Source organism: Pseudomonas sp. CFBP2511, assembly GCF_030209255.1.
Lineage (GTDB): Bacteria > Pseudomonadota > Gammaproteobacteria > Pseudomonadales > Pseudomonadaceae > Aquipseudomonas > Aquipseudomonas avellanae.
In genome coordinates, this window is the sequence record NZ_JARVSI010000024.1 from 26,537 (window position 1) to 44,899 (window position 18,363).

Annotated in this window: 18 protein-coding genes; 3 read left to right on the plus strand and 15 right to left on the minus strand. The window is 61.2% G+C overall.

Annotated elements, in window-relative coordinates:
• Positions 1-115: 115 nt before the first annotated feature.
• The 14 genes from QRN38_RS19915 to cpaB form a co-directional block, all read right to left on the minus strand.
• Positions 116-1,513 carry a DUF3426 domain-containing protein gene (locus QRN38_RS19915; protein WP_057417867.1) on the minus strand — a complete coding sequence of 466 codons (1,398 nt, stop codon included), beginning with the start codon at positions 1,511-1,513 and terminating at the stop codon, positions 116-118.
• Positions 1,514-1,537: 24 nt separating this feature from the next.
• Positions 1,538-2,416 (minus strand): 50S ribosomal protein L11 methyltransferase, encoded by an 879-nt coding sequence (gene prmA, locus QRN38_RS19920; protein ID WP_007244650.1) that lies wholly within the window; start codon positions 2,414-2,416, stop codon positions 1,538-1,540.
• Positions 2,417-2,551: 135 nt separating this feature from the next.
• Complete coding sequence (accC, locus tag QRN38_RS19925; RefSeq protein WP_007244651.1) at positions 2,552-3,895, minus strand: acetyl-CoA carboxylase biotin carboxylase subunit; 1,344 nt, start codon at positions 3,893-3,895, stop codon at positions 2,552-2,554.
• A gap of 17 nt (positions 3,896-3,912) precedes the next feature.
• Positions 3,913-4,368: an acetyl-CoA carboxylase biotin carboxyl carrier protein gene (gene accB / locus QRN38_RS19930; protein ID WP_002555370.1), complete on the minus strand. Its 456-nt coding sequence runs from the start codon at positions 4,366-4,368 to the stop codon at positions 3,913-3,915.
• Positions 4,369-4,444: 76 nt separating this feature from the next.
• The gene (aroQ, locus tag QRN38_RS19935; protein ID WP_002555369.1) at positions 4,445-4,897 is read right to left on the minus strand and encodes a type II 3-dehydroquinate dehydratase; all 453 of its coding nucleotides are present in this window, start codon (positions 4,895-4,897) and stop codon (positions 4,445-4,447) included.
• A gap of 129 nt (positions 4,898-5,026) precedes the next feature.
• Positions 5,027-6,811, minus strand: coding sequence for a protein-disulfide reductase DsbD (locus tag QRN38_RS19940; protein WP_259641469.1), 1,785 nt, complete (start codon positions 6,809-6,811; stop codon positions 5,027-5,029).
• A gap of 110 nt (positions 6,812-6,921) precedes the next feature.
• A complete protein-coding gene (locus QRN38_RS19945; protein WP_005763174.1) occupies positions 6,922-7,194 on the minus strand; it encodes a DUF3613 domain-containing protein in 273 nt (90 codons plus the stop codon).
• Positions 7,191-7,943, minus strand: coding sequence for a tetratricopeptide repeat protein (locus QRN38_RS19950; RefSeq protein WP_057417865.1), 753 nt, complete (start codon positions 7,941-7,943; stop codon positions 7,191-7,193). Before QRN38_RS19950 ends, QRN38_RS19945 begins: the two co-directional genes overlap by 4 nt.
• Before the next feature lie 41 nt (positions 7,944-7,984).
• Positions 7,985-8,869, minus strand: coding sequence for a type II secretion system F family protein (locus QRN38_RS19955; protein WP_005763178.1), 885 nt, complete (start codon positions 8,867-8,869; stop codon positions 7,985-7,987).
• A 1-nt stretch (position 8,870) separates the two neighbouring features.
• A complete protein-coding gene (locus QRN38_RS19960; protein WP_057417864.1) occupies positions 8,871-9,758 on the minus strand; it encodes a type II secretion system F family protein in 888 nt (295 codons plus the stop codon).
• Positions 9,759-9,776: 18 nt separating this feature from the next.
• Entirely contained in the window at positions 9,777-11,033 is a 1,257-nt protein-coding gene (locus QRN38_RS19965) for a TadA family conjugal transfer-associated ATPase (RefSeq protein WP_005763182.1), read from the minus strand.
• On the minus strand, positions 11,033-12,223 hold the full coding sequence (locus tag QRN38_RS19970; RefSeq protein ID WP_007244656.1) for a CpaE/TadZ family protein: 1,191 nt from the start codon (positions 12,221-12,223) through the stop codon (positions 11,033-11,035). The genes QRN38_RS19965 and QRN38_RS19970 overlap by 1 nt, the downstream gene beginning before the upstream one ends.
• A complete protein-coding gene (locus QRN38_RS19975) occupies positions 12,220-13,479 on the minus strand; it encodes a type II and III secretion system protein family protein (protein ID WP_005763186.1) in 1,260 nt (419 codons plus the stop codon). Before QRN38_RS19975 ends, QRN38_RS19970 begins: the two co-directional genes overlap by 4 nt.
• A gap of 20 nt (positions 13,480-13,499) precedes the next feature.
• The gene (gene cpaB / locus QRN38_RS19980) at positions 13,500-14,459 is read right to left on the minus strand and encodes a Flp pilus assembly protein CpaB (protein WP_235814566.1); all 960 of its coding nucleotides are present in this window, start codon (positions 14,457-14,459) and stop codon (positions 13,500-13,502) included.
• 321 nt (positions 14,460-14,780) lie between these two features.
• Between cpaB and QRN38_RS19985 the strand changes: the two genes are divergently transcribed.
• Together QRN38_RS19985 and QRN38_RS19990 are read left to right on the plus strand one after the other, a co-directional pair.
• A complete protein-coding gene (locus QRN38_RS19985; RefSeq protein ID WP_024667831.1) occupies positions 14,781-14,987 on the plus strand; it encodes a Flp family type IVb pilin in 207 nt (68 codons plus the stop codon).
• Between the two features lie 40 nt (positions 14,988-15,027).
• Entirely contained in the window at positions 15,028-15,435 is a 408-nt protein-coding gene (locus QRN38_RS19990) for a response regulator (protein WP_005763193.1), read from the plus strand.
• Between the two features lie 104 nt (positions 15,436-15,539).
• On the opposite strand, the gene pbpC is transcribed toward QRN38_RS19990, so the two are convergent.
• Entirely contained in the window at positions 15,540-17,888 is a 2,349-nt protein-coding gene (pbpC, locus tag QRN38_RS19995; RefSeq protein WP_057417862.1) for a peptidoglycan glycosyltransferase PbpC, read from the minus strand.
• A 95-nt stretch (positions 17,889-17,983) separates the two neighbouring features.
• On the opposite strand from pbpC, the gene QRN38_RS20000 reads away from it, so the two are divergent.
• Complete coding sequence (locus QRN38_RS20000) at positions 17,984-18,277, plus strand: hypothetical protein (protein ID WP_002555356.1); 294 nt, start codon at positions 17,984-17,986, stop codon at positions 18,275-18,277.
• The last annotated feature ends 86 nt before the right edge of the window (positions 18,278-18,363 follow it).

Sequence of the window (18,363 nt, forward strand, 5' to 3'; positions counted from 1 at the left end):
TTCAGCTTGCGATTACAACGTGTTTGGTGGGTCAACTTCTACGATCGTGCTGCGTTCCATCAATAAAAAGCGCAGTTCAGACCCGGTCCGGGTCTGCTCGAATGCTGTGAGGCGCTCATTCCGGAGAACGGAAGTTGAGGCTGTAATTCACGGCTTTGGCACCTGGATCAAGGATATCCAGCGCAATATGGATCGGCGTCTGCGGTGGCATCTCCTCCTTGCCGGCCATTTCACCGCTCAGGTATTCGCTCGGCTTGAAGCGACGACTGGCAATCAACTGACCACCGGTATCGGAAAAACGCAGCTCCAGCAGCGGGAATGGCTGCGAAAACGGGGCTCGGTTGTAGATGATCGCATCGACCACCAGCGCCCCTTGAAACTCGGGGTGGCTGCGCACCACCAGATTGCTGCTCTTGAGTTGGGAGATGTCGACCTTGCTCGGCACCTTGCAGCCGATTTGCGGGCAGATCTGCTGGAACCACGGTCGGTACTGATCCTGACGCGCCAGTTGATCGAAGTGATACCAGACGTATTGAACGGCCAGGCCGGCCAATGCCAGCAAAATCAGCAAGCCCCATGCAGAGCGTCGGCCCCAGCGCGGTTTGGGCCGCTGCCAGTCCAGTTGCAGAGGGTCGTCGGTCAGGTCCAGCAGCGTCTGGTCACGTACTGCCGGCTCGCTGCGGCTGCGCTTGCCGCGCTGTTCCGGCTCAGGCTCGTGGTCGTCGTCGTGATCCTCATCATCATCGTCGTCCACTGCTGACCAGCGCTCGGCTTTCTCTGCGAGCAACGCCTTGTGCTGGATGACGACAGGGACTCTGGGCTCGTCATCGTCCAGGTTTTTATCCAGTGACAGGGAGGGCTCGGTCCGATCGTTGTCCGACAGGGGGGCGGGCTCTTCGCTTGTATCGGTGTGGTCAATGACCTCGGCGTGCAGTTCGGGCAGATGCTCGACATCATCGTTGTGCACGGTGTCGATCCACGCCGCTTCGTCGGCCTGGCGGGTGTCACGTTTGGCAGTCAGGCTCACGTTGCCATTGCCATTGCCATTGCCATTGCCATTGCCATTGCCATTGCCATTGCCATTGCCGATGTCGCTGGCCGGGCTTGCGAAGGTGTCAGGACGCCGGGTTTCGCGCTGTTCGAGGCGTGCCAGCTCTTCGTCCAGGTTCAGGTTGTCCAGGTCCATCTCGCTGACCTGCCAGGGGTCATCGTCGTCGGGCGCCTTGCCCGTCTCTGATATAGGCTCTGATGTCGGCTTTGGTGTCAGCGTTGGCCCGGGCTCAGATTCCAGTCGGGGTTCTGCCCGGGGCTGCTCGATGATGACCGGAACAGCCGCGAGCGCGACCTTTTCGGAGTCGTCGATGGCGCGCTGCTCCAGCAATTGCCGGGCGGCGTTGAACACCTGCAGGCAGGCTCCGCAACGCACCACGCCACGGGCCACGCTCAATTGAGCGTGACTGACTCTGAAACTGGTTTGGCAGTGCGGGCACTGGGTGACGAAGCTGTCGGTCATGCGGCTGTCCGGTTGAAGCGGCGGTTAACGGCGGCGACCCGTGATGCGTACCCAGCCATCTCGGTTTGCGATCGGGTCCAGGTCAAAGCTTTCAGCGTAGGCGGCGGCGACGTCTTCGCCCTGTTCGGCAAGGATGCCCGACAGCGCCAGGCGACCGCCGGTCTTGATCAGTGTGGTCAGTTGCGGTGCCAGGGACACCAGCGGGCCGGCCAGAATGTTGGCGACCAGCACGTCGGCCTGCTGAGGCGGCAGGTCTTCGGGCAGGTACAGCGGGAAGCGTTCGGCGGCGATGTTGTTGCGCCCGGCGTTGTCGCGTGAGGCTTCCAGCGCCTGCACGTCAATGTCGGTGCCCACTGCCTGCTCGGCACCCAATAACAGTGCGGCGATGGCCAGAATGCCCGAGCCGCAGCCGAAATCCAGCACATTGCAGCCTTTGAGGTCCTGGCCGTCCAGCCATTCGAGGCACAGCGCGGTGGTCGGGTGCGTCCCGGTGCCGAAGGCAAGGCCCGGATCAAGCAGCAGGTTCACGGCGTCCGGTTGTGGCGCTGCGTGCCAGCTTGGCACGATCCACAAGCGCTGGCCGAAACACATGGGCTGGAAGTTATCCATCCAGCTGCGTTCCCAGTCCTGGTCTTCGATGACTTCGGCGCTGTGCTCGGGCAGTTCGGCACCGGTCAGCAGGCTCAGGTGCGCCAGTGCCAGTTCGGCATTGGTGTCGGCTTCAAACAGTGCCAGCAGGTGGGTGTGCGTCCACAGCGGGGTGGTGTTGAGTTCGGGCTCGAAAATCGGCTGGTCTTCGGCATCCATGAACGTGACGGACACGGCACCGACTTCAAGAAGTGCATCTTCGTAGGTTTCGGCTTGTTCTGGGCTGATGGCGAGACGGACTTGCAGCCAAGGCATGGCGGATTACCTTCGATTTGGAAATAAATACGGCTTTACAGCTGATGTGCCGCAGGAAGCGGGCAAGTTTACTGCTATGCGCTGCAAACAACAAAGCCGCATCTCTGCGGCTTTGTCGTTCTGAAACACACTGGCTTATTGATTGGCCAGTTTGTGTTCCAGGTAGTGGATGTTGACGCCGCCTTCGCAGAAGCCTTCATCACGGGTCAGATCACGGTGCAACGGGATGTTGGTCTTGATCCCGTCAACCACGATTTCGTCCAGGGCATTACGCATGCGTGCCATGGCTTCTTCGCGGGTTGCGCCCCAGGTGATCACTTTGCCGATCAGCGAGTCGTAGTTCGACGGAACCTTGTACCCGCTGTACAGGTGCGAATCGACCCGTACGCCGTTGCCGCCCGGTGCATGGAAGTGCTTGACCAGGCCTGGGCTTGGCACGAAGGTTTTCGGGTCTTCGGCGTTGATCCGGCACTCCAGCGCATGCCCGGTGATGACCACGTCATCCTGGGTGTACGACAGTTTGTTACCGGCGGCGATGCTGAGCATCTCCTTGACGATGTCGATACCGGTGACCATCTCGGACACCGGGTGCTCCACCTGAACACGGGTGTTCATTTCGATGAAGTAGAAACGGCCATTCTCGTACAGGAACTCGAAAGTACCCGCACCGCGATAGCCGATATCGATACACGCCTTGACGCAGGCTGCCAGTACATCGGCACGCGCCTGTTCGTCGATGAACGGTGCCGGCGCTTCTTCGAGAACCTTCTGGTGACGGCGCTGCAGCGAGCAGTCGCGGTCGCCCAGATGGATCGCTTGGCCCTGGCCATCGGAAATGACCTGGACTTCCACGTGGCGTGGGTTGGTCAGGTATTTTTCCAGATAGACCATCGGGTTGCTGAACCAGGCCGCAGCTTCTGCACGGGTCTGTGCAGCGGCTTCGATCAGGTCTTCTTCGCGATGCACCACACGCATGCCGCGACCACCACCGCCACCGGCGGCCTTGATGATCACCGGGTAACCGACTTCGCGACCGATGCGCAGAGCGATTGCCTCGTCTTCCGGCAGCGGGCCGTCGGAGCCCGGAACGGTTGGCACGTTGGCCAGCTTCATGGCGTCCTTGGCAGAAACCTTGTCGCCCATCAGGCGGATGGTGTCTGCTTTCGGGCCAATGAAGGCAAAGCCGGATTTTTCAACCTGTTCAGCGAAATCGGCGTTTTCCGCAAGGAAACCGTAGCCTGGGTGAATGGCCGTGGCACCGGTCACTTCAGCGGCCGAGATGATCGCCGGAATGTTCAGGTAGGACAGGTTGGCCGGGGCCGGACCGATGCAGACGGTTTCGTCCGCCAGGCCCAGGTGCATCAACTCGCGATCTGCCGTGGAGTGTACAGCGACGGTCTTGATGCCCAGTTCTTTACAGGCACGCAAGATGCGCAAGGCAATTTCGCCGCGGTTGGCGATCAGAACTTTTTCCAACATCGCAGGCTCTCCCCGGTTCAAACGATAGTGAACAGCGGCTGGTCAAACTCAACCGGCTGACCGTTTTCTACCAGGATGGATTCGATCACACCGCTGGCTTCTGCCTGGATGTGGTTCATCATTTTCATCGCTTCGACGATGCAGATGGTGTCGCCTTTCTTGACGGTCTGGCCGACTTCGACGAATGCAGGCGAAGTAGGTGCCGGGGTGCGGTAGAACGTACCGACCATTGGCGACTTGACCACAAAACCGTTCAGTTTCGGTGCCGAGGGTGCTTCTGCAGCGGCTGGAGCGGCGGCAGGGGCAGGTGCGGCGACCGGCGCTGCAACCGGAGCGGGCGCGTAGTAAGGCTGCGCCGGGGTCTTGCTGTGACGGCTGATCCGTACGGATTCTTCGCCTTCACGAATTTCCAGCTCGTCGATGCCGGACTCTTCCAGCAATTCGATCAGCTTCTTGACTTTGCGAATATCCATTAATCAACTCCCAAGGTTCTGTAAGGGCAATTTGTTGGCCGGCTCACGCCATAGGTTCAGCTTCAGGCTGGACTCGTCATGGCTTGGCACTGGCGGCCAGTTGTTCCAGGGCGGCTTCCAGGGCCAGTCGGTATCCACTGGCACCCAGGCCACAGATCACTCCCACGGCGACGTCTGAAAAGTAGGAGTGATGGCGGAAAGGTTCGCGTTTGTGCACGTTTGATAAATGCACTTCGATGAATGGGATGCTCACTCCCATCAGCGCGTCACGTATTGCAACGCTTGTGTGCGTAAAAGCAGCCGGATTGATCAAGATAAAGTCCACACCTTCGCCGCGAGCGGCATGAATGCGGTCGATCAATTCATACTCGGCGTTGCTTTGCAGGTACATCAGATGGTGACCGGCATCGCGCGCGCGCTGCTCCAGGTCCTGATTGATCTGGGGCAGGGTGATGGTGCCGTAGACCCCGGGTTCCCGAGTGCCCAGCAGGTTCAGGTTGGGCCCGTGAAGGACCAGGATAGTCGCCATTGCGTGTTCCTTTTATTGTCTGCGAGCGGTTTACGCCCGGCGACTATGCCGGAAGGGCAATGGACTGTCCAGTTAACAACAGTAGCCAGCACGATGAGCGATATTCGCGCAAAGTTTGTGACTCACCGTTTAGTTTTGGTCATTTGCTCTGTTCAGGCGTTCAATCAGCCCTGGGGCGTCGATTTCGCCGACAACCCGCACATTTTGCAGCTCTTCGCCGTTTTTTGCGAAAAACAGCAGCGCGGGAGGGCCGAACAGCTTGTAGCGATCAAGCAAGGCGCGTTGCTCTGCGTTGCTGTCGGTCATGTCGAAACGTATCAGGCTGTAGCCCGCCAGTCTGGCGACGACGCCCGGATCTGGCAGAACTTCGTGTTCGATGACCTTGCAACTGATGCACCAGTCGGCGTACCAGTCGAGTAGCAACGGCTTGCCAGCGCTTTGCGCTTCCTGCATCACACGGTCCAGTTCGGCCGAGGTGGTGATGGTTTGCCACTGTGTCGAGTTCGGTGCGACTGCGCCGTTGTTCGCAGAGGCGTACTCACGGCCCAGCGGGCGCATCGGGTCGGTTTGCCCGGACAGCGCGCCATACCAGCTGGCCAGCGCGTAGACCAGCAGCGCTAAACCGAGCAATTGAGCGAGCTTTTGCCGAGTGGTCTTTTCAGTGAATTCCAGTGCGCCCAAAAACAGCGCAACACCCGCGGACAGCAGGCCAACCAGCAATAAGGTAATTTGCCCCGGCAGGACACGGCTCAGCAAGCCGATGGCCAGCGCCAGCAGTAGCACACCGATCGCATTTTTTACCGTGACCAGCCAAGGCCCGCTTTTCGGCAGCCAGGTGGCTCCGCCGGTTGCGATCAACAGCAACGGCGCGCCCATGCCCAGGCCCAGCGCAAACAGTTTCAATCCGCCGCCGACTGCGTCGCCACTGGCGCTGATATACAGCAGCGCACCGGCCAGCGGCGCGGAAACACAGGGCGAGACCAGCAGGCTGGACACCACTCCCAACACTGCCGCGCCCCACAGTGACCCGCCTTCGGTCTTGCCGGCAATGCGGTCCAGACGCGAGCTGATGGACTGCGGCAGGCGCAGCTCGAAAGCGCCAAACATGGCGATGGCAAAGATCACGAAGAACGCCGAAAACGGTACCAGAACCCAGACCGATTGCAGGCGTGCCTGCAGGTTCAGACCCGCGCCGAACACGCCCATCAGTGCGCCGAGCAAGGCAAAACAGGCCGCCATCGGCAGTACGTAAGCGAGTGACAGGCTAAGGCCGCGCAGGCCGCCGACCTTGCCACGCAGCACCACGCCGGACAGGATCGGCAGCATCGGCAGTACACACGGCGTGAATGTCAGGCCTATGCCTGCGAGGAAAAACAGGGCGATTTCTTTCCAGCTCCAGGAGGATGCGGAAACGGGTGCTGCGAGTGCTTCGGGCGAACTGCCAGTCACGTTGCCGATGCTCAGCCGCTCGGTTTCCGGCGGGTAGCACAGGCCTTTGTCGGCGCAACCTTGATAAGTGACTACAAGCGTAAAGGGGCGTTGCTCACCGGGTTTGCGTGGCAGGTCGATGTCGAGAATGCCGTGATAGACCTCGACGTCGCCAAAGTACTCGTCGTGTTTCTGCTCGCCCTTGGGCAATTGCGCTTCGCCCAGACCAATGTCGGCAGGCTCGGTGCGGAACTGGAAGCGATGGCGATACAGGTAATAGCCATCGGTGGCGACCAGCCGCAGTTTGATCGATTCTGGCGTGGTTTCGATCAGGCTCAACTGAAAGGCCTGACGAACCGGCAGGAAGTCCTTGCTGTTATCCAGCGTGCCGCCACCCAGCGTTGGAGACGGGCGGCTGTCCAGCAGACCGGCCGCGGAGGCGGGCAGGGCCAGGATCAGTAACATCAGGCAGAGCAAACGGCGCATGGCAGCCTCGAATCGCGAAAGTCTGCGCATGATAACGGAGTGCTTCGCTGCCTGCTGAGACGAGGTTTGTAAGATACGGTGTCAGGTAATGTCAGAAAAGTCCGCGCACACTATTTGCCTTTCGATGAAAAGCTGCCGCCAGCCTCCTGTTCGTAATGCTCGGGGATTTTGTATTGGTAGGTTTCAAGCCAGCGTTGCAGGCTCAGATCGCGTTCAAGTGGCGTGTTGCTCTGCGGTGTTGGCGATGCAGCCTTGCCGCTGGCTTGCAGTTGCAGCCAGGTTTCGGTCAGTTTCGGCCTGGTCACAGGCCGCTGGTCGCCATCGGCCCAGGCGTCGCTGGCGACAAGCAGCATGACCATGCCGCCGATTATCATGCTTTTCATGGTCGTACTCCGGTTGACTGGCGGTCTGTCTGTTCAGGCAGTGGTGCGTCACGCAGCGGTGCAACCCGCTCGACAGAGGCCAGTGGTGTAGCCTGTGCCTTGCCTATTTTTGCGGCTCGCGCCTGGGCGTCGGTGATCTGCTCCGGTGTCAGCCCGGCGCGGGAGGCCAGTTCGGCGGCTTGTGTCCAGTTGTTCTGGTAAATCAGCAGCGTGGCCAGGTTGGCGGCCGCCAGCGAATCGGACGGTTTGAGTTCCATGGCCGTCAGAAACTGAAAACGCGCCTGCTCCAGTTTCAATTGGTTGAGGTAGACGACGCCTAAATCGTTGCGAATCTTTTCGTCGGTAGGTTCCAGCTTGCTGGCGGTGAGCAAGTGTTGCTGCGCCAGTGTATTGTCGCCGCGCGCTGCAGCCAGTTGGCCAAGACCGTGCTCGCCCTCGGCGGCCCGACAGGTGCCAAGCAGGCTGCGGTACAGCGGTTCGGCCTCATGACTGCCCAAAAGCCGTAATACCCGAGCCTTGCGCAAACGCACCTCGCCGAGGCTGTCCGGCATGCCTTCAAGGTTGGCGAGGCTGGCATGCAAGCGGCCTTCATCGGCCATGTTCTGCGCCAGGTTCAGGGAGAACTCCTGATCCGAGGTCAGCTTCGGGCATTGGCCGGACTGGGCCGAGGTCTGCGGCCAGAGCATGCGACCGTCGCTGGCACACCCGCCGAGCATGAGGAATCCGAGTACTGCAATTGCTGCTTTCATCAGCCGTTGTCTTCCTTGTATCAGGCGTATGTATAGAGGCGCTAACTGCCCAGCGCCCGACTTATGGCAATAAACCCGGGGCCTGCCAGCACGATCAGCAGAGCCGGGAACAGAAACACCATCATCACCACCGACATTTTGGCCGACAGTTTGGAAATGTACTCCTGCAGGCGGGTAAGGCGTCGGTCGTCGATCAGTTGCTTGAGCGTCAGCAGGGACTTCAATGCGCCGCCGCCTTGATGGATGAGCTGGTTGAGGATCACGCAGGTGTCGCTCAGCTCGTCTACGGCCAGCAGGGCGGCGGTTTTGCGCAGTTCTTCGCCCAGCTCCAGGCCGGAGTCGACGCGGGTCAATACCACGCGAATTTCATCGGACAGCACCGGCAGCAGGTCTTTGCCTTCATTGCTCAGCACCCGCAACGCCTGCTCCACTGCCATGCCCGACTCGAACAGGATGCGCAGCAGCGGGATAAACGTGGAGATTTCCACCACCACTTTTTTCTGGCGGCGTTGAGCGGCGGCGGCCAGCACCCGTTTGGGCAGCAGATAGCCGATGCCCAGTGCGAATATCGGTGCGATGAAGGGTTGCTCGATATCCTTGAAAAACAGCACTTGGGCCAGAATGACCATGCTCATCAGGGCGATGGGCACACCCACCTGGCATGCGGCAAACAGCGAGCGTTTGGTGGCACGCCGCCAGCCGATGCGGTTCAGCAGCACTTGGGTTTCTGAGTCCAGACTGATGCTGCGCTGACCGATGCGGGTATCGCCGAGCAGTCGCAACAGGCTGCCGATGCGGCTTTCACGAACCACCTGTCCCCTCAGCCGTTGTGCCACCAGGCGTTCGTTGCGGCGCTGGCGAGCCATGCCGGACAACAACAGAAAGACCGCCGCAGCAAACATAAACGTGCCCAGTACCAGTTCCATTTCAGATGCTCCTCAACATGCGCCACAGCATCAGGCAGCCCAGCATTTGCAGGCCAAACGCCATGCTCAACATGACTCGCCCGCTGTCATCGCTCCACATTTGCAGCAGGTAATCGGGGTTCACCGCCAGGAAGTAACCGGCCATGCTCACCGGCAGTAGCCCCAGGACGATAGCCGTCATGCGGGTTTCACCGGTCATGGCGCGCAATTGGCGACCGGCCTGCTCTCTGTCACGAATCAGCTTGATCAGGTTCTCCATCAGTTCGCTGGCGTTGCCGCCATATCGATGGTTGACCCGCAAGCCCAGGGCAAACAGGTGAAACTCGTCGCGCTCGTACAACTCGGCAAAATCCCTGACGGCATCCGGCAGGCTGACGCCCAGTTGCACATTGAGTTCGATGCGGCTCATGCCGTCCTTGAGTGGCTGGTCCGTCGCCTCGATACCGTGCAGCACCGCATCGGCCAGGGTTCTGCCGGACTTGAGGCTGCGCACGGTGTGATCGAGCAACTGTGGCAATTGCTGGATCATGCGGCGAACGCGTCTTTCATAGCGCCATGAAACAAATACCCGCACCACCAATGGGACGGCCAGCAGCATGCTGACCGCGCCAAGCCCGCCGCCCAGCCAGTAACCCAGCACGATCAATAGCGCATAGAGCGTCAACGCCAGGCCTGTGCGTTCGGTCGCCTTGCCCAGCCCGGCGCGCAGAAAGGCCCGGTCCAGGTACGACCATCCGGCCTTTTCGGCCGCAGCCGGCTGCACGTGCCCGGCAGTCAGGCGCTGCCTGACCCGCTCGCTGGCACCCTGATTGAGCGCCAGATAGAACATGCGAACGGACGCCATCAGCAACACGACTGAAATCAGGCCAAGCACCACGGATGCATGCATGCCGCCTCCTTGACCGGGTCAGTAACCGGGCCGCAGCTTGTCACCGGCGGCGTGCGCGGCCTCGCGCATGAAGCCGACCCCGGTGCGGCGATCCAGGCGGAACAAGGTGTTGGTGACGTAGATGTCATCGCGTATGCCGACCACCTCTACCACTTCGCTGACACAGCGCCGGCCGTCCGGCAGACGGGCCAACTGGATGATCACGTCCAGCGCTGCGCAGATCATTTGCCGCAGGGTTTTTTCCGGGATCAACCGTCCAGTCAGGCCGACCAGGGTTTCCAGGCGCAGCAAGGCGTCCTGCGCGTTGTTGGCGTGCACCGTGCTCATCGAGCCATCGTGGCCGGTGTTCATGGCCGTCAAAACGTCCAGTACCTCGACGCCACGGATCTCGCCGAGGATGATGCGGTCCGGGCGCATCCGCAGCGAGTTGCGGATCAGGTCGCTGGCGCGCACCTCGCCATGCCCTTCGGCATTCGGCGGGCGGGTTTCCAGGCGCACCACATGCGGGTGGCTGAGTTGTAGTTCGGCCACGTCTTCGATGGTGACCAGGCGCTGATTGTTGTCGATCAACTGGCTCAGCACGTTGAGCATGGTGGTCTTGCCTGTGCCGGTGCCTCCGCTGACCAGCACGTTGCAGCGTTTGCCCACCGCCTCCTGAAAGAACTCGAAGATGGGTTGGTCGATGGTCTGCATGGCCACCAGATCGGCGCTCTTGAGCATGTCCTTGCGAAACTTCCGGATCGACAGGCACGGGCCGTCCAGCGCAATCGGCGGAATGATCGCATTGACCCGGCTGCCGTCGGGCAAGCGCGCATCGACCATCGGCGAAGACTCGTCCAGGCGCCGACCCATCGGGGCGAGAATGCGCTGCATCACGCGCTCGACGTGATGCGAATCGATAAAACGCAGGTCGGTGTGATGCAGCACGCCATCGCGCTCGACAAACACTTTGCTCGGCCCGTTGACCAGAATTTCCGTGACCGAACTGTCGCGCAACAGCACTTCCAATGGCCCGAACCCGGTCAGCTCATCAACCAGTTCTTCGGCCAGCCGCTCCATTTCGTAACGCGAGATGGCCAGTCGCAGGCGAGCGACGTACTCAGCCACTTTATCGATGACAAATTGCGCCAGAGCCGGTCGTGAGCCTTCCAGCAGGTTTTTGCCGCTCTCTTCGATGCCATCAATGATGTAACGGTGCAGCACCAGTTTCAGGCCCTGGCCATCATCGGCCTGCCCGCTGCCGCGCGATGAGATGCCAAACAGTTTTTCCGGCATTACCTGTTCCCCCACAGCCGGGCGAGCCAGCCTTGATCGGATTTTTCATGCGTTTCGGAGTGCCGCGCCAGGTGTTCGCCAAGACGCCGCAGCCCGGAACACAGCGCGTCACGCGATGCCAGTTCAAACAGCGTCACGCCCTGATTCTTGGCATTGAGGCGCAACTCCGCAGCGAGCGGCAGCACCGAGAGCACCGGCAGGCCGAAGGTCTTGCCCAGGGTTTCCGAATTGGGCGCCACCGAGCGCAGATAGCGGTCGAGCAACAGGCCGGCGTGCTGCATTTTCATGCCTTTCTCGCGCCAATTGCTGAGCACGGTCAGGTTGCGCCGGCACCCCAGCACGCTCTGGTCGGTGTACCACAGCAACTGATCACAATGGCTGACCAGCGAACGCAGTGCTTCACTGTCCGGCTGCCCCACCAGGTTCACTATCACATGCTGAAAGTGCTGACGCAGCGCGCTGAGCAGCATGTACAGCTCGGCTGCGCTGGACTGCTCCAGATGATCGTCGGCTTCGGTGTAGGCCAGAATGCGCAGGCCGCTTTCGCTGGTGGTGAATGCGCTGTCGATCAACGTTGCATCGAGCCTTCGCAAGTGGCGCAGGGCATCGCCGAAGCTGAACGAGGATTCAAGGCCGAGCATCAACAGGCTATCGCCGCGTGGCAGGCCCAGGTCCAGCAGCAGTGTGCGTTGCCCGGTCTTGTGCACCACCAGTGCCAGATGGGTCGCGATCAAGGCGCCGTCGCCATCGTTTTGCGCGCCATACAGCACCGACAGCCCGCTCATGTTCGGGTTGGGCGTCACGGCGGGCAGGCGCTTGCTAAGGCGTCTGACCAGGCCGGCGACCTCGCTGGAGCGAGAGCCGTAGGCGACGAAATCCCGGGCTCCGGCACGCATGGCGTTGAGCACCAACTGGTTATCCATGCCGTCGCCGAGCGCAACGATGGCCAGCATCGGTTTGGCCTCCAGCGCACTCTCGATCAGGGCGCTCTGGGTCATCAAATGCTCACGGTCCAGCCCGACGAACACCACGCTGGCAAATGTCACATCCACCAACGCCAGCAGGTCGTCGAGGCTGCCGGTGCCTGCGCTGACCACCTGGCCCAATGAGCCGAGGGCACTCTGCAGCCATTCCAGATCGGTAGTGTTGCGGGTAATTGCCAGGAACGTCTGGCTCAGGCTCTGGCTCATTGCGATAACCCGTTGCTGCGGTCGAAGTTGCCTCTCTCCATAAAGAGCAGGCGCGGGAAGCTTGGATCGTAATTGCGCAGCCCTTCTCCCGGCAGCGACGGCAGTTGGGCGTTGACGGCCAGGGGCTGGACCAGGTGCGGGGTGACGATCATCAGCAGTTCGCGTTCATTGCGCTGAATTTGCGAACTGCGAAAAAACGCACCGAGAATCGGTATGTCGCCCAGGCCAGGAAACTTGTCCACAGCGCCGACGTTGCTGGAGCTGATCAGCCCGCTGACCACGAAGCTTTCTCCGTCGGCCAGCGCAATGCTGGTGTCGGTGCGACGGATGTTGAGTGCCGGCACCGTTGTGCCGGCGATGGTAATACCGGCTGAGAAGTCCAGTTCGCTGACCTCCGGTGCCACCTTGAGCAGGATCCGGTCACGTCCCACTATCGTTGGCGTCAGGGTCAGACGTACGCCGAACTCCTTGTACTCGATGGAGATGCCGTTGCCTTCGCCATTGGGCACCGGCACCGGGAACTCGCCACCGGCCAGAAAGCTGGCGCTTTGCCCGTTGAGTGCGACCAGGCTGGGGCGTGCCAGCGTGTAGGCGTAGCCGCTGTTTTCCATCGCATTCAACATGCCCAGCACCTTGCTGCTGCCACCGCCCCAGACGATATTGAAATTGCCGTTGTTCAACGGGATGCTCGGCAGGGTGCCACTCACGGTGCCCGGCGTGACGGTGACGCCGGGCACCGTGCCAGGCGCGCCAAACAGAAAGTTGTTCGAGCCTTTGCCAAAGATCGAGATGCTGGCTTCCTTGAGCCTGGTGCGGCTGACTTCGACGAAGCGGATGTCGGTCTGCACCTGGCTGGGCAGCTGCGCCTCGTGGGCCTCGGCAGAAGGCGCGTTTGCACGTTCGACCATCGACGCCGTAGCCCGGCCGCGCACGAACACCATGCTCTGGCGCGGGGCGCTGGCGCAGGTGGTCCAGACCATCAGGCTGGTCGTGCCCTGAGCCACGCCGGTCAGCAGAAAGCCGTCGCTGCCGTTGACGTGCACATCGGCGATTTTCGGGTCGCCCACGGCGATGCGAGTAATGGCCACCGAAGAGCGGACATTCTGTTGAATGCCCTGATCGATTTCCATGGCGGCGGGCATCGCGGCCAGTCCCGCACAACTGCCGGACGCAGCCCAGGCTGACGACGCAGACAAGGCGGTGAAAAGTAAAACCAGCAGCCCGGGTTTTATAGCGGGCACGGAACAACAGCTCATCAAATGCAATCCTTGCTCAATCAGGGAGTTTGTTGCGTGATCTGGTTACCGCGTATCACCTCGACAGCGCGCTGTGCGCGCGTTGCGGTGCCCGGCGTTGCCGCACTGGTCGGGTTCAGGCTCAGTTGCCGAAAGCTGACCAGTTGGCGATTGGCTGAATCCAGCCGCTCGGCGGCATCGCGGCTGCCGGTTTCGCTTGCCCAGTAATCCTGCAGGTTGCTTTCTTCGGCGCTGCGCACTGCCAGGCGCAATATGCCGGTTTGCGACGCCAGCATCAGCCGCGCCAGCAATGCTTCCGGCACCGCGACTGTCACGGTTCGGGCGTTGATCCGCTGTTGTTCCTGTTTGAAGCGTTCGTCGGCGCTGATGTTCTGCACAGGTTTGCCATCGTGATCAGGGCCGAGCAGCCCTCCAACCCCGAGAATTCGCAGGGCGGGCACCACCACCTGGCTGGAGCGGCTGGGGTTGCTCGCGTCTTCAGGCAGGTAAAGCAGCACGTCCACGTAGTCGCCGGGACTGAGTTGCCCGGATGCGCCAGTCACTTCATCCACCTGCAACGCCAGCGCCCGTTCATATGGGCGGATCATCCGTGCCAGCGTTCCTCCGGCTTCAAAGCTGCTTTCGCTGGGCCAGGTTCCGGCGGTCAGCGTCCGCCAGCTGCTGCGGCCGACAAGGCTGTCGATGCGCTCGAAACTTCCGGGGGGTGCAATCTTGAGCCGTTCAATGGCCAGGTCTTCGGCCGTGATGGGGGTGTACGCCGGGATGTCTCGGGCCAGAACCACAACGTTGTGGCGCAATGCTTCTTCGACGGGCGGGGTCACGGGTGTTTGAGCGGGTTGCTCGATGGCGACAGGCGGTGCTGACGTATTGACAACTGCCGGTACCTCAGCCGGTTTGCTGACGGCGATTCCCAGATATCCGGCAATCAACGCGCCCAGCAGAAACAGGACCGCGAGCACCAAGGTAATGCGACTGCTCATGGCAACTTTCCCTTTGTCATCGCAGGACAACTCAAACCGGTGCGGCAACTTCGCAACACCGTAACGGCGGAGGACATTTCCGTCCATTATCTGACGGTAGCTGATGGCACCCAAAACGCCATTGTGCTTTGGTATAAAAAGCTTTTTGTGTGAATGACATAGCGTTTGGCCGAGTTAAACCGGGGAGGAGCCGGGCCTATCACTTTCCGGTTAATGCTTTATTGAGATTGTGGGTTTTCTGTTTGAGGGCAATGCTGGTATTGCAGGGGATACATGCGCGAAACGGTTTATTGGCGCCTTGAAGGCGCAAGGAGAAATCAGATGTTCCTTACCCAGCTATACATTAGCGTCTACACTCGTATTCAGTCTTTCCTGAAAGACAAAGAGGCCGCTTCTGCCATTGAGTACGCCGTCATTGTCGCGATGGTTGCACTGGTGCTGTTTGCAATGGTGACGCCAATGGGCACTGCAATCAAAGCAAGATTCAACGAAATTATCACGGCATTGGGTGGCACCGCCGCTCCGTAGTTTATGATGGTGCCCCTGAGTCCACTATCGAGATATCAACATGGCTGTGCATCCCACCCGCCAACAACTGCTGTTGGTTGATGACGAAGAGGACGCAAACGAGGAGCTTGCGGAACTGCTCGAAGGCGAGGGGTTCTGCTGCTTCACGGCGTCCTCAGTCAAAATGGCTCTGCATCAGTTGACTGCCCACCCGGATATCGCCTTGGTGATTACCGATCTGCGGATGCCGGAGGAGAGCGGCATCCAGCTGATCCGCCACCTGCGCGAACACACCTCGCGTCAGCACCTGCCGGTGATCGTCACCTCTGGCCATGCCGACATGGACGACGTCAGCGACATGCTGCGCCTGCACGTGCTCGACCTGTTCCGCAAACCCATCTACCACGTGCGCCTGATTGAAACCCTCAACAACCTGTTCCCCGAACCGAAAATCTTTCAGGTTCAGTGACGGCAGGTGATCTCTCGGTTTCTGCAGGAGCGGACCGTGCGACGCTTCGCTTGTCCGCGATCTGCCGGGAACAGGCAGCACAACCGGCCGCCGCGCTATCACCGTCACTCCACCACGCTGAATTCTACCCTCGCGGTCTGGCCGCTTTCGTCCAGGACGCTCAGTTGGTAGCGGCCTGGTTTGTTCAGGGTCGGGGTGAAGTCGTGTCGGGCGTCGGTGTCTGCCATTGGCGCGCCGTCGATGAACCACCAGCGCCGACCACTGCCGCCCAGAGCCGAGAGTTTCAAGCGCAGAGCCTGACGGCTGCCAGCGGGCAGGCGCAGGTTGTCGCCTTCGCGCACGCCGACAATACTCAGCGGCGGTGCCAGGGAGAGGTTCTGTGGCGGGCAGTCCGGGTCGGCGGGTGGCAGGCGCGCTTCGCGTCTTTCGGCCCTGGGCAGCCAGGGCTCCAGCGGCGCAGGCCACAGCGCGATGTCTCGCGGTTGGGCATCCGAACAACTGGCACTGACACGCAAGCCCTTGTCATTGACCCAGATACGTTCCTGTAAACCCAGCCCAAGCGGTTGATCGGCGGCTTGCAGGGTCGGCGGCGTGGTGTCGTCCAGCGTCCAGGCGAAGCGCTGGCGACGGCAGTTCGGATCGCTCTTGCTCATCGGTTGCCCCAGCGGCCAGCAGATCGCAGCCACGCCAACGTTCAACGGCACCGCTTGCACTGGCGCAGCGATGCCGCGCTGGCTGTCGCGATTGACCAGTACATCGTGTACCTGCAGCATCAGCGGCGCAGCCGAGGCCAGGCCGAATTGGCCCGGCACCGGCGTACCGTCCGGCCTGCCGATCCACACGCCGACCAGAAAGCGCGGCCCGACGCCAATTGCCCAGGCATCGCGAAAGCCATAGCTGGTGCCGGTCTTCCAGGCCAGTTGCGGACGCTGCACCAGCTCTGCACGCGGATCAATGTCCGGGCGCGACTGGCCGCTGAGAATCCGTCGGATAATCCACGCAGCCCCCGGCGACATCATCCGCCGCTCACGCAGGCGGTCCTGCGGCTGCAACCTGACGTCGGCACTCCGCCCGCCACGGGCGAAGGCGCTGTAGCCAGCGACCAGGTCTTCCAGCCGACTGCCGGCCCCGCCCAGAATCAGGGCCAGATTGGGCTCGGCCAGCGGCGGCAGGGTCAGCGGTACACCGCCATTACGCAGTTCTGCGGCGAAGCGTTTCGGGCCGTAGACCTCCAGCAACTGCACGGCAGGCAGGTTGAGGGACATCGACAGCGCAGAACTGGCAGCCACCGGCCCGCCGAACCCGGTCGAAAAGTTGCCTGGCCGGTAGTCGCCATAGCGGCGCGGCACGTCCTGCATCAGTGATTCGGAGTGGATCAACCCGGCGTCCATTGCCATGCCGTAGAGGAACGGTTTGAGCGTCGAGCCCGGCGAGCGCAGTGCGGTCACCATGTCCACATGGCCGAAACGCTTGGCGTCGCCGATATCCACCGAGCCCACGTAGGCGCGCACCGCCATGTTCTCTGCCTCGACTACCAGAATCGCTGCCGAGGTGCGCTCCGGCAGCCGTGCCCGCCAGCCCATCAGCAAATCTTCCATGCGCCGTTGCAGTGGGGCATCCAGCGTGGTGCGGATCAGTGGCGGGCTGTTCGGTCGGTTCAGGCGTCGTGCCAGCAGTGGCGCCAGGCTCGGTTCCTGGCGCGGCGCCAGCCATAACGGCTCTTCCAGCGCCTCGTCGACGCTGCCTTGCGGCCACACCTGAAACTCGGCCAGACGCCTGAGAACCTTGTCGCGGGCCAACTGTGCACGTTGCGGATGACGGTCGGGGCGCAGACGGCTCGGCGCCTGCGGCAGCACGGCCAGCAAGGCTGCTTCGGCGCGGGTCAGGTTCTGTGGGGATTTGCCCAGATACGCCCAACTGGCGGCCGCCACCCCTTGCAGCGTGCCGCCAAACGGCGCGCGATTGAGGTACAGGCTGAGAATTTCATCCTTGGACAGGTGCCATTCCAGCTGCAACGTGCGCCACAGTTGGCGAAACTTGCCGGGCAGGGTTCGCGAGTGCGGGTCGAGCAGCCGCGCAACCTGCATCGACAGCGTACTGCCGCCCGACACCACGCGAGCACCCCTGAGGTTCTGCCAACTGGCGCGCACCAGCGCCAGCGGGTTCACGCCAGGGTGGCTGTAGAACCAGCGATCCTCGTAGGTCAGCAGCGCTTCAAGGTAGTAGGGCGAAACCTGCTGGTTAGTGACCGGGTAGCGCCACACACCGTTGGCATCGGCAAAGCGCCATAACGGCGTGCCGTCTTCGGCCAGCACGACACGCGCCAGATCGTCCTTGGGCAGCGGCAACGGCCAGAGGCGATCAGCCAGCCAGAGCAGGGCAATCAGCAGCAAAACACCACCTGCCAGCCATTTGAGTTTTTGCACGAGGCGCAGAAGAAATTCAGGTTTCAACGCAAAGAGCCTTTATGATCCACGGAACCTGACACGCCTGGCGACGGCCAAAGCGGGCAGATCATTTTCTTAACGACCCCAATCAGGACGTACATATGCAGGTAGAAGGCTTTTTTGAATGGCTCGGGCAGGCCATCGGCGCGGTGATTCGCTTCTTCGTCGACGGTCTGGCGTGGTTGTTCAACGGTTTTACCCATGCTGGGGGGAATTTTGTCGATGGTTTGTCCCGCACACTGGGCATGGACACTTCACTGATCAGCATCGTCGCACTGATCATCGGCCTGATGTTGCTCTATTCAGCCGTCCGGGCATTCATGCGCGCCTCGATCATCCTCGGGATCATCTGGCTGGCGCTGGGTCTCTGGTTGCTGAGCTGGATTATTCATTGATGCGCTAACTCCGTCTCCACCTGCGGGAGCGAACCGGGCGACGCTTCGCTTGTTCGCGAAGGCTTTATTCCTGACGATACATCTTC

Excerpts from the sequence above, each read along its gene's own strand:
- QRN38_RS19915 (WP_057417867.1), bottom strand. The coding sequence starts at position 1,513 with ATGACCGACAGCTTCGTCACCCAGTGCCCGCACTGCCAAACCAGTTTC.
- prmA (WP_007244650.1), bottom strand. The coding sequence starts at position 2,416 with ATGCCTTGGCTGCAAGTCCGTCTCGCCATCAGCCCAGAACAAGCCGAA.
- accC (WP_007244651.1), bottom strand. The coding sequence starts at position 3,895 with ATGTTGGAAAAAGTTCTGATCGCCAACCGCGGCGAAATTGCCTTGCGC.
- accB (WP_002555370.1), bottom strand. The coding sequence starts at position 4,368 with ATGGATATTCGCAAAGTCAAGAAGCTGATCGAATTGCTGGAAGAGTCC.
- aroQ (WP_002555369.1), bottom strand. The coding sequence starts at position 4,897 with ATGGCGACTATCCTGGTCCTTCACGGGCCCAACCTGAACCTGCTGGGC.
- QRN38_RS19940 (WP_259641469.1), bottom strand. The coding sequence starts at position 6,811 with ATGCGCCGTTTGCTCTGCCTGATGTTACTGATCCTGGCCCTGCCCGCC.
- QRN38_RS19945 (WP_005763174.1), bottom strand. The coding sequence starts at position 7,194 with ATGAAAAGCATGATAATCGGCGGCATGGTCATGCTGCTTGTCGCCAGC.
- QRN38_RS19950 (WP_057417865.1), bottom strand. The coding sequence starts at position 7,943 with ATGAAAGCAGCAATTGCAGTACTCGGATTCCTCATGCTCGGCGGGTGT.
- QRN38_RS19955 (WP_005763178.1), bottom strand. The coding sequence starts at position 8,869 with ATGGAACTGGTACTGGGCACGTTTATGTTTGCTGCGGCGGTCTTTCTG.
- QRN38_RS19960 (WP_057417864.1), bottom strand. The coding sequence starts at position 9,758 with ATGCATGCATCCGTGGTGCTTGGCCTGATTTCAGTCGTGTTGCTGATG.
- QRN38_RS19965 (WP_005763182.1), bottom strand. The coding sequence starts at position 11,033 with ATGCCGGAAAAACTGTTTGGCATCTCATCGCGCGGCAGCGGGCAGGCC.
- QRN38_RS19970 (WP_007244656.1), bottom strand. The coding sequence starts at position 12,223 with ATGAGCCAGAGCCTGAGCCAGACGTTCCTGGCAATTACCCGCAACACT.
- QRN38_RS19975 (WP_005763186.1), bottom strand. The coding sequence starts at position 13,479 with ATGAGCTGTTGTTCCGTGCCCGCTATAAAACCCGGGCTGCTGGTTTTA.
- cpaB (WP_235814566.1), bottom strand. The coding sequence starts at position 14,459 with ATGAGCAGTCGCATTACCTTGGTGCTCGCGGTCCTGTTTCTGCTGGGC.
- QRN38_RS19985 (WP_024667831.1), top strand. The coding sequence starts at position 14,781 with ATGTTCCTTACCCAGCTATACATTAGCGTCTACACTCGTATTCAGTCT.
- QRN38_RS19990 (WP_005763193.1), top strand. The coding sequence starts at position 15,028 with ATGGCTGTGCATCCCACCCGCCAACAACTGCTGTTGGTTGATGACGAA.
- QRN38_RS20000 (WP_002555356.1), top strand. The coding sequence starts at position 17,984 with ATGCAGGTAGAAGGCTTTTTTGAATGGCTCGGGCAGGCCATCGGCGCG.